This window comes from Sulfuricurvum sp. (assembly GCF_022759005.1).
Lineage (GTDB): Bacteria > Campylobacterota > Campylobacteria > Campylobacterales > Sulfurimonadaceae > Sulfuricurvum.
Genome location: NZ_JAEMQA010000092.1, coordinates 1 through 6,640, shown reverse-complemented (window position 1 = coordinate 6,640; position 6,640 = coordinate 1). Strand labels below are relative to the sequence as shown.

General features: G+C 42.9%; 7 protein-coding genes and 1 pseudogene. 5 read left to right on the top strand and 3 right to left on the bottom strand.

Features of this window, described 5'->3' with window-relative positions:
• The 3 genes from JHC35_RS06300 to JHC35_RS06290 all read left to right on the top strand — a co-directional run.
• On the top strand, positions 1-709 hold a 709-nt coding region (locus JHC35_RS06300), incomplete at its 5' end, for a porin (protein WP_295043099.1).
• Positions 710-888: 179 nt separating this feature from the next.
• Positions 889-1,899: a hypothetical protein gene (locus JHC35_RS06295; protein ID WP_295043097.1), complete on the top strand. Its 1,011-nt coding sequence runs from the start codon at positions 889-891 to the stop codon at positions 1,897-1,899.
• Positions 1,896-2,729, top strand: coding sequence for a hypothetical protein (locus JHC35_RS06290; RefSeq protein WP_295043094.1), 834 nt, complete (start codon positions 1,896-1,898; stop codon positions 2,727-2,729). The genes JHC35_RS06295 and JHC35_RS06290 overlap by 4 nt, the downstream gene beginning before the upstream one ends.
• 79 nt (positions 2,730-2,808) lie before the next feature.
• Here JHC35_RS06290 and JHC35_RS06285 read toward each other — a convergent pair whose 3' ends face one another.
• From JHC35_RS06285 to JHC35_RS06275, 3 genes are read right to left on the bottom strand one after another with little or no spacing between them, the layout of a single operon-like run.
• A complete protein-coding gene (locus JHC35_RS06285) occupies positions 2,809-3,849 on the bottom strand; it encodes an Mrp/NBP35 family ATP-binding protein (protein WP_295043092.1) in 1,041 nt (346 codons plus the stop codon).
• Positions 3,839-4,213 carry a hypothetical protein gene (locus tag JHC35_RS06280; protein WP_295043090.1) on the bottom strand — a complete coding sequence of 125 codons (375 nt, stop codon included), beginning with the start codon at positions 4,211-4,213 and terminating at the stop codon, positions 3,839-3,841. Before JHC35_RS06280 ends, JHC35_RS06285 begins: the two co-directional genes overlap by 11 nt.
• The gene (locus tag JHC35_RS06275; RefSeq protein ID WP_295043088.1) at positions 4,210-4,815 is read right to left on the bottom strand and encodes a hypothetical protein; all 606 of its coding nucleotides are present in this window, start codon (positions 4,813-4,815) and stop codon (positions 4,210-4,212) included. Before JHC35_RS06275 ends, JHC35_RS06280 begins: the two co-directional genes overlap by 4 nt.
• A 302-nt stretch (positions 4,816-5,117) precedes the next feature.
• On the opposite strand from JHC35_RS06275, the gene JHC35_RS06270 reads away from it, so the two are divergent.
• Together JHC35_RS06270 and JHC35_RS06265 are read left to right on the top strand one after the other, a co-directional pair.
• The gene (locus JHC35_RS06270) at positions 5,118-6,239 is read left to right on the top strand and encodes a rhodanese-like domain-containing protein (RefSeq protein ID WP_295043086.1); all 1,122 of its coding nucleotides are present in this window, start codon (positions 5,118-5,120) and stop codon (positions 6,237-6,239) included.
• Positions 6,240-6,249: 10 nt separating this feature from the next.
• A pseudogene (locus JHC35_RS06265) lies at positions 6,250-6,640 on the top strand (molybdopterin dinucleotide-binding protein); the annotation flags it as partial.

Sequence of the window (6,640 nt, the reverse complement as noted above, 5' to 3'; positions counted from 1 at the left end):
ATTTAGCGTAGGTATTGCTCCAATTCTCCAGTATGGTTCATTGGATATTAATTATAATATGCTCGGCACTCCAAGTAGTACTAAAGGTGTTGCGCAAGATTTTGGTGCTGGCTATACCGTCGGTGCTGCGTATGAGAGTGCTGGTTTGACAGTCGGTGCTTCGTATAAATCTGCTATCGATATGAAATATGATGGACAAATATCAGTTGCTGCTTCTCAGTTTTCAGGAGGAGCTTTAGTTCTTTCTGATAATCTTGAGCAACCGGCTGAAATGGGTGTAGGGGTTTCTTATAAAATGGGACAACACACCTTTGCGGTTGATTACAAAAAAATCAAATGGTCCGATGCAAAAGGGTATAAAGATTTTAAATGGGAAGATCAAAATGTCTATATGTTCGGTTATCAGTTTGCGCAAGATAACTGGGCATTGCGTGCCGGTTATAACTATGCTAAAAGCCCAATCAAAGATCAAGGCGTTGCTACAGATGGTGGACTGACCAATACTTTAAATCTTCTCGGATTCCCAGCAATTATCGAAAAACACTACACCGTAGGTGGTAGCTATGCATTTACAAAAATGACATCACTTGATTTGGCGTATGTATACTCACCGGAAAAAACGGATACATATGCAAATATGATGGGTGGAAATATCACAACAAAACATAGTCAAGACGCAGTTACTGCACAACTTAACTTCAACTTCTAAGAAGTTTTACTTTTTCTCCCCCCTCGGGAGAGATTCACATTCACTCCACTTTTCTCAGCGATAATCAGAGTTCATAAAAATTGAGTTGTTATTATCGTTTATTTGATGGTTTTGTGATAGAATATCCTCTTAATAGAGGGCATCACGGCTCGATAGCGATTATTACGAAGGAGAACAGTATGTTTAGTAAATTACTAATCGGTGCAGCGGCATTATCATTGGCAGCTTCTATGGCATTTGGTGCTCAAGGGGCAAAATTCTATATCGGTGAAGGCGATAAAGAGAAAGTGTTTATGGACATGGTCAATAACAAGATCAATTCATTGGGCTTTGTCCTCTCTGACCCGCATGAGCGTATTAATGATGCGTATAAAACCAAATGGGGTACCGAGTTTAAAACGGTAAAAGGGGTACAAGAGAAACATCCTGATTTCGATCCGACATTCAAAGAGACTTTGGATAACCTCGGATTTTTCTCAATCACTAACGATTCGGTTGTCGGACCGTTGTTGATGAAAGAGCCTGCATTGGGTGGATTTTCTCCGTTTAACTTGCACATCTACAAAAAAATGGGTGAGAATAAAACCTATGTCGGTCACGTAACTCCTGAAACGATGCTCGACATCGTCGGTGTTAAAGACGCGGACGTACGTGCAAAATTTGCCGCATCTTTTGTTCCGTTGGATAAAATGGTTGAAACAGAGATCGGAAGCAAAGTGCAAACGGTTGATTACAAAGCTCTTCCGGCTAAGCCTATGATGACATTTGAAGTTCCGTTTGAGCGCGGAGCAAGTTTGGATGCGTTTAAAAGCGATTTCCAAAGCAAATTTGAAGCGGCTTTTGAAGCGCACAAATATATCATTGCGGGATACAAAGATATCAAAGGTTCTATGACCGACAACAATATTGAGTTCGGTCGTTATGATGAGTATTGGGTTTATTCATTGTGTCATTTCCGATTCTCTGAAGGGATTTTTAACAGAGGTCGTCCAGATGCTGGGACATTCGCGCCATGTTCAATGTACATGTACGTAGAAAAAGGATCCAACAAACTTATAGTCGGTATGCCGCGTTTGGAAAACTGGATTGCCGTTATGGGAATCAACGATCCAAAAATGGTTGAGTCTATCCGCAGTCTTGATAAAGAGATCACAGGAATCATGATCGGATTGGGAGCGAAAGAGAAATGAAAAAATTCTATTCACTATTAATGAGCGCACTCGTCATCGGGTTTTGCGGATGTGCGGGTACGGCTCCTGAAGTGGAAGCCGGAGTAAAGGTTGAAAAAGTTGTTGCTGCGTATAAAATCGGAGCTTACAGTGATGTAGATGGCGTAAAAGCGAAACTATCCTCTGCGGGGTTTGAGGTAGTCGGTACAAAAGCAACCGATGCAGGGACAACCGTATTGTTCACCAATGCTCAAATGAAAGCTATGGCCAATAAACCGTCACGTGGTTTCGCGGCAGTAGGACGTATTTTGGTCGATGATGCAAATAAACAGATCAGCGTTGCCAATCCGATCTATTTTGGCAAAGCATTTATGCAAGGTGAATATGACCATGCTACAGCTGCTGCAGCATTGGCTGCTTTGGAAAAAGCGTTCGGCCCTTTGAAAGATTCAGCAGATAAATGGGAATTTGCCGGATTGGCAGGATACCATTTTATGGTTGGAATGCCGTATTATGAAGAGATGATGGTTGTCGGTGAGGGCTCAACTGCAGATTTGGTCGCTAAAGCTCAAAAAGCAAAAGGGACAACAGCTGTTGTTAAATTGTCGGATGATCGCTATGTAGCATTCGTTGATATGGATCGCCGTACTAACGGATTTGTCAAAAAAATCGGAGCACAAAACGGACAAATACTTCCGTGGGCAGTATTGATCGAAGGGGGACAAGCAAAAGCATTGAGCGCAAAATACTTTATTGCGATTAGCTATCCGTTATTAACAATGAATGAATTTATGACAATTGCGACCGTACCGGGTGCGATTGAAAACGATTTGAAGAAAATCTTCAAATAAAGATATTCCGTTCATCCTGAGCTCGTCGAAGGGTGGACACGTTCATGGTTCGACTGGCTCACCACGAACGATATATCCTTTACACTCTAAACTTCACCGACTTAAACATATTTTCTACAATGTCACGATAATAGCTTTTCAACGATTCATCGCCTAAAACAACCGGCGGTTCACCGTTATCGCTCCCCTCACGGATAGCCATATTTAGCGGAATTTGTCCCAATAACGGAATGTTATAGCGTGCGCAGAGGCGTTCACCGCCACCGCTTCCGAAAATATCGTAGCGTGTACCTGTATCGGGAGCGATGAAGTAGCTCATGTTTTCAACCAATCCGGCCATCGGAACGTGAATGTCTTGGAACATTCGGATAGAGCGGCTGACATCATCGCTGGCAACGAGTTGAGGGGTTGTGACGATTACTCCGGCGGTAATCGGTAGCTCTTGAGCCATAGTGAGTTGGATATCGCCGGTACCCGGAGGCATATCGATGACGAGAAAATCGAGTTCCCCCCATGCAACGTCTTCGAGAAACTGAATGAGTGCCGATACGGCAACCGATGAACGCCATACGAGAGGGGTATCGGATGTCGGAGTGGTGAGAGCGACACTCATAATTTTAATACCATAGTTTTCGCTTGGAACGATTTTGTTGTCGTCGTTCCATTTGATTTTTTCAAGGTCGGTATTGGTCAGGCGAGGGATATTCGGACCGTAAAGATCGGCATCCAGTATCCCTACGCGGTATCCGCGCTGAGCGAGGGCTATGGCAAGATTAACACTCACGGTACTTTTACCGACTCCACCTTTTCCGCTGGTTACTGCGATAACGTTTGCGGCATACGGTGCTCGGTTATTGGGCGCGGCACTGTTTCCGTAGTTCATATCCTTTTTGACGGTTGCTTTTTTGGTGATATTCATCGATGAGAAGTATTGTGAAAACGCCTCTTCAATCGCCGATTTGACGCTCAGATATGAGTCGTCACTTAGTGTCAAAAGTTCAATGGACGCTTGATTATCGGTAACTTTGACCTCAGAAATGAGTTTGAGTTCACCGAGGGTTCGACTGAGCCCAGGATAGGAGAGTGCATTGAGTGCTTCAAGGAGTTCTTTAGTGTTCATACGGATTTCCTCGCGCTTCACGTGCTAAAAGAGCTTTGCTTCCGGTCGCTTTTTGGGCTAATTTCGCTAAAGCTCCGCGTGCGGAAGGATACTCCAAACTTAGACGATGGCACACATTGATACGCTCGTCAATAAGGGCATTAAGCGATCCGATAACCCCTTGTAAAGTCCCTTTATTGTTGGATTCATTCAGAAGATCTTTGATGAGCATTTCACGTGAATGCATGTGGAGTTCCACCCCGTTTGCCTTGCCGATAGCAATGAGATCGGCCGCACTGAGATAAAGTCCGGAAAAAAAGGTATTAAGAAAATGATTTTCCAAGCTCATGAACTGGCTGCGCTCTTCGAAATGCCGTTTCTTCATGCACGTTCTCCCAGATTAGCACTGGCGGCTTTGCTCACGTCCGGATCCGTGTCATTGACCAAAAGGGCGATAATCTCTTTAGGAGCAGAACGATTTTCCGCCAAACGCATTCGTACCATTTTATCATTATCGTCACATAGAATTTTTAAAAGTTTTGGAGGGGTGTTAGGATTTCCGGACAATCCATCACGAACAATTTTTTCATCGTTGAAAAATTTTTCCAGCACATCGCTTGGGGTAGAAGGATTGGCCGCAACAAGTGCGCGAACCAAGTTGATCGGATCGTTGGAGAGATGTCGGAGCACTTCTACCGGTGTGTGAGGATTTTTTGCAACGGCCCAGCGAGCGCCCATATCGACGGGATTGCTGGCAATGTCAATGAGCAGTTCTACCATGATAGGGCTATATTCTTTTTCCCGCTCATAAACGGATGTGCGTAATGAAAGATTCATCGCTACTTGACCGACGATTTGTTTGTCAGATTTAAATGCATTGTAAATGGATTGAACCTCTTCGATAGGCAGTGATTTATTCTCAAGTAAGTCAATTAATGATGAGGTGTCCGATGTAGCGATGGCTTGTTGAACTTTTATATCCCCCATTACCGTCTCCTTTGTCTGTTTGTGATAAAAAATAAGTGTCATACTATCAAAAAGTGATTAAATTGTAACTATTAATTCTACTATATAAGGGAATAAACAGTCTGGGATTTATAAGAAAACATAAAACAACGAAGCATAATAAAGTAGCTTTAAAATTGTGATAAGTATGTAACAATTTGTAATCCGAATAACGATATTAAGAGGGTTTTTAACATCGATTAAGAGTGTCAACTCTATAATGGAAGCGGTAATTCCGTAAATGAACGCACCGACGTGTGCATATTTAAAAACAAGGAGCACGGATGAACAGATTGCTAAAAACACTATGTGTTGCGGCATCACTGTCGGCATCGACCATTTTGATGGCAGCCGATGGGTATAAGGACAACAATATCCTTATTTCTGCCGATGAAGCGGTCAAGCTGATTGGTAATCCAAAAGTGATGTTCGTATCGGGTGATAACGAAGATATTTATAAACTCGGTCACATTAAGGGTTCAGTTGAGATGTACGCTCACCACTTGCACCATTCAGAGATTGACGGAGAGATGCACTGTGCGCCTCTTTATCGCTGCCCGGATGATGCAGAAAAGTATATTGGCGGTAAGGGTATTTCCAACGATATGACAATTATTGCGTACGACGATTTCAAAGGTCCGAATGCGACGGGTGTTTATTCATTCTTTAAAAGTTTCGGTCACAAAAACGTCAAAATACTTAACGGTGGACGTGCTGCTATGATGGCGGTTGATCCGGCTCAAAAAGAGTATGATGCCTTGAATAAAGATCTCAAAGCGGCAACGAAATCACTCAAAGAAGCAAAAGAGGCATTGACAAAAGAGGGTGCCGATAAAGCTGCTTTGGATGCTACGATCGCAAAAATTCAAGCAGATAGCAAAGTATTGAAAGACAAAATGGCTGAAGTTGAAAAACGTCTCCTTGTTGTCAAAGGTGAAGAGGTAGACACTCCGAAAAACTATAAAATTGATCCTAAAAAAATCGATTATACGGCTATTGCTGACAAAAATGAAGTCAAACATGCTATGGAAGACATTCTCAAAAACGGGAAAAACTCACAATACGTGATTATCGATTCACGCGGTATCGCTGAAATCATCGGTGAGCGTAAAATGGATAACGTAGCGCGCGGCGGTCACGTACCGGGTGCAACGTTTATCGAATGGGCACAGATTTCGGATGCGGATAACAAACTTTCATTCAAATCAGCCGATAAACTTCAAGAAGTATATAACCGCTATGGGGTAACACCGGATAAAACGATTTATGCGTATTGTCAAGTGGGTGCAGGACGTGGATCTGAACACATTGCTGCGCTTCAATTGTTGGGTTACAAAAACGTCAAAGTTTTCACTGGAAGCTGGGACGTTTGGGGTAACGACATGAACCTTCCGATTAAACGATAAGGCTATAAGAATGACAAAAGTAATGAACAATCAACGCCGTAACTTTCTGAAAGTTTCAGGGATGACGGCTGCATTAGTGGCTTCACAAGGTTCACTTTTCGCAAAAACCAATGTAATTTCAGTGGAAAACGGGAAAAACAATTACCCGAATACCAACTATACTGAAGAGATGTACCGTAACGAATTTTCATTCGTTTACGGGAAAAAAGAGGAACACGGGTTTGCTTACCACTGTGTAAACTGTCAAGGTAACTGTGCATGGGAAGTTTGGTCAAATAACGGTGTTGTAACCCGTGAGAACCAATCGGCTCGCTATCCGGTTATCAATGCTAAAATCCCTGACTTCAACCCACGCGGATGTAACAAAGGGGTTCAACACTCACAAGTGATGTACCAAAAAG

Excerpts from the sequence above, each read along its gene's own strand:
- JHC35_RS06290 (WP_295043094.1), top strand. The coding sequence starts at position 1,896 with ATGAAAAAATTCTATTCACTATTAATGAGCGCACTCGTCATCGGGTTT.
- JHC35_RS06270 (WP_295043086.1), top strand. The coding sequence starts at position 5,118 with ATGAACAGATTGCTAAAAACACTATGTGTTGCGGCATCACTGTCGGCA.
- JHC35_RS06280 (WP_295043090.1), bottom strand. The coding sequence starts at position 4,213 with ATGAAGAAACGGCATTTCGAAGAGCGCAGCCAGTTCATGAGCTTGGAA.
- JHC35_RS06295 (WP_295043097.1), top strand. The coding sequence starts at position 889 with ATGTTTAGTAAATTACTAATCGGTGCAGCGGCATTATCATTGGCAGCT.
- JHC35_RS06285 (WP_295043092.1), bottom strand. The coding sequence starts at position 3,849 with ATGAACACTAAAGAACTCCTTGAAGCACTCAATGCACTCTCCTATCCT.
- JHC35_RS06275 (WP_295043088.1), bottom strand. The coding sequence starts at position 4,815 with ATGGGGGATATAAAAGTTCAACAAGCCATCGCTACATCGGACACCTCA.